General features: G+C 72.9%; 1 protein-coding gene. It reads right to left on the bottom strand.

Features of this window, described 5'->3' with window-relative positions; all coding sequences use genetic code 11:
- Positions 1 to 99: 99 nt before the first annotated feature.
- Positions 100 to 3,120, bottom strand: a 3,021-nt coding sequence (locus AB0H32_RS47570; protein ID WP_361135750.1) for an SDR family NAD(P)-dependent oxidoreductase, incomplete at its 5' end; no start/stop codon positions are given.

Raw genomic sequence — 3,120 nt, 5'->3', positions numbered from 1 at the left:
CTAGCTCCCACAAAACCCCGGGCCCGGCGGGCCGTGGGGCGCCCCCGACGCCCGGCTCCGGCCGACGACGCTCTCAGAGGTGCTCACCCCCTACGCGGCTCATGGTCCCTCAGGGGCGAGGTCATCGGCCAGCTTGATACCCAGCTCTCCGGTGATGAAGTCGATGACCTCACCGGCCGATGCCTCGGTCAGCGCGGCGGCTCCACCCGAGTCGGGCCCGGCGGACCAGCTTTTGAGCAGATCACGCAGCCGCCCTTCGACCGCGCCGCGCGCGGCCTCGTCGAGTGCCACGGCATCGAGTGCGGTTTCCAGCCGGTCGATCTCGGTGAGTGCCGCTTCCGCTCCCTGCCCGCCCCCGCCGAACATCTCGGCCTCCAGGAACGCGACGAGCGCGTCCAGGCTGGGGTGGTCGAAGACCAGGGTGCTCGGCAGTCTCAGGCCGGTGGCGGCCTCGAGACGGTTGCGCAGCTCGACAGCCGTCAGGGAATCGAAGCCGAGGCTCTGCAGCGGCCGGTCGGCCTCCAGCCGCCACTGAGCGCCATGCCGGAGAGTCAGGCCTGCCTGCCGGTGTACCAGTTCGTACAGGCGATCGTGCCGCTCGACCGGCGAGAGCCGGACCAGGTCAAGGGCGGAGGCCTCCCCGGCAGCCGGTTCCGCCGGGGCCGTGACCAACTCGGCGAGTTGCCGGATCGGACGGAAGGCCGCGGTCCGCCCCGCGAAGGCGTCCCAGTCCACGTCGGCGACGACCACGGCCGGAACCTCTTCCGCGACCGTCTGCCAGAGGGCCGCGACGGCCCGGTCAGGTGCCATGGGCCGCAGCCCGCTCTCGTGCAGCCGGTCGACGGCGAGGCCCTGGGCCATGCCGTCGTCGGCCCACGGACCCCACGCCAACGAGGTCGCCGGGAGCCCCAGGGCGTGGCGGTGCACGGCAAGAGCGTCCAACTGGGCGTTCGCGGCGGCGTAACTGCCCTGTCCGGCGTTGCCGAGGACACCGGACAAGGACGAGAACAGGATGAAGGCGCGCAGGTCCTCATCGACGGTCAGCTCGTGCAGGTGCTGTGCCGCCACGGACTTCGCCGCCAGCACCTCGCCGGTGCGCTCCGGCGTCCGGGTGTCCAGCAGGCCGTCGTCGAGGATGCCGGACGCGTGGACCACAGCGCTCAGCGGATGCTCGTCCGGCACCTCGGCCAGCGCACGGGCGAGGTCCGGACGGTCCGAGACGTCGCACGCCCTGATCGTGACCACGGCGCCCAGTTCTTCCAGTTCCTTGCGCAGCAGCGGCGCGCCGGGCGCGTCGGGGCCCCGTCGGCTCAGCAGCAGCAGATGCGGTGTCCCCCGTGCGGCGAGCGAGACGGCGATCCGGGCGCCGAGGGCTCCCGTCCCACCGGTGACCAGGACCGTTCCGGGCAGTTCCGGCGCACTGCCCGGCCGCGCGGGAGTGGAGACGACGCGCCGGGCCAGGACCGTCTCCCCCCGGACCGCCACCTGGTCCTCGCCTGCGGTGAGCGCTGTCGCGATCAGCTGCGCCAGGTTGTCCGGCGCGATGGGAGGCAGATCGATCAAGCCACCCCACCGGTCGGGATGTTCCAGGGCCGCTACTCGGCCAAGTCCCCACACACCGGCCGAGGCCACGTCCAAAGACTCGTCCCCGACGGCGACAGCACCACGGGTCACGCACCACAGTGGAGCCAGGACGCCCGCGTCTCCCAGCGCCTGCAACAGGGTGAGGGTCGCCTGCACGCCCCCTGCCACATCGGTGTGCGAGTCCGCGGGATGGAGGGCCAGGGTCGAGACGACGCCCGCCGGCTCCGGCGCTCCGGCCAGCAGCCGGGCGAGGCCGGCGCGGTCGGGCGGTTGCGTGACCCGTACGTGCTGCACCTCGGCCCCCAGCCCGGTGAGGAGGGCCCCGATCCGCTCGTCGTCACCGACCACGAGCCAGGTGCCCGTCAGCGTCCCGTCGCTGGCGTGCGGCACGGGGCGCCAGGCGATCGAGTACCGCCACCCGTCCGTGTCGCCCTGCCGCGCGGCGCGCTCACGCCAGCGGGTCAGCGCGGGCAGGACGACGGAGAGATCGGAGTCCGGCGCGACACCGAGTTCTTCGGCCACGGTGGACGGGTCGGCGTCGGAGACCAGGGACCAGAAACGACGGTCCTCCACCGCGCCCGGACGGTGTTCCGCGTCCAGCCAGTGCCGTTCCCGCCGGAAGGGATAGGTCGGCAGGTCGAGATGCGGCCCGCGGCCGGGCAGCAGCGCCGCCCAGTCCACGTCGGCGCCATGGCAGTGGAGCCGGGCCACGGCGGTCAGGACCGACCGCGTCTCGGGCAGGCCGCGACGCAGGCTCGCGAGACACAGCGCGGCTCGGTCGTCCAGGCAGTCCGCCGCCATGCCGGTGAGCGAGCCGTCGGGGCCCAGTTCGACGAACGCGGTGACCCCGTCCGCCCGCAGCGCTTCGACTCCGTCTCGGAAGCGGACGGTGCGGCGCACGTGCTCCACCCAGTAGCGAGGGTCGCCGAGTTCGCCCGCGCCGGCCGGTTTGCCGGTCACGTCGGAGATGATCGGAATGGACGGTTCGCCGTAGGAGACGGACGAGGTGACCTCGAGGAAGTCGTCGAGCATGGCGTCCATCCGCGGGGAGTGGAACGCGTGGCTGACGTTCAGCCGCTTGACGCGCCTGCCCTGGTCACGCCAGTGAGCGGTGATCCCGGCGACGGTCTCCTCGTCACCGGAGACCACGACCGCCCGCGGCCCGTTGACCGCTGCGACGCCGACCCGGTCCGCATGACCCTCCAGCAGTGGCAGGATCTCCTCCTCGGTGGCCTGCACCGCGGCCATCGCGCCCCCGGAGGGGAGAGCCTGCATGAGGCGGCCCCGGGCGACGACCACGGCACAGGCGTCGGGCAGGGACAGCACGCCCGAGACATGGGCGGCGACGAGTTCGCCGATGGAGTGTCCGAGCAGTCGCTGGGGCCGTACGCCCCACGAGTCGAGCAGCGAGAACAAGGCCACCTCGACGGCGAAGATCGCCGGCTGCGCGAACTCGGTGCGATCCAGCAGCGCCGCTTCGGGCGTGCCCGCCTCAGCGAAGACGACCGGACGCAGCGGCCGCGGCAGACGCCCGTC

Source organism: Streptomyces sp. NPDC020362 (assembly GCF_040642095.1).
Lineage (GTDB): Bacteria > Actinomycetota > Actinomycetes > Streptomycetales > Streptomycetaceae > Streptomyces.
This window is presented reverse-complemented; position numbering and strand designations above follow the sequence as displayed.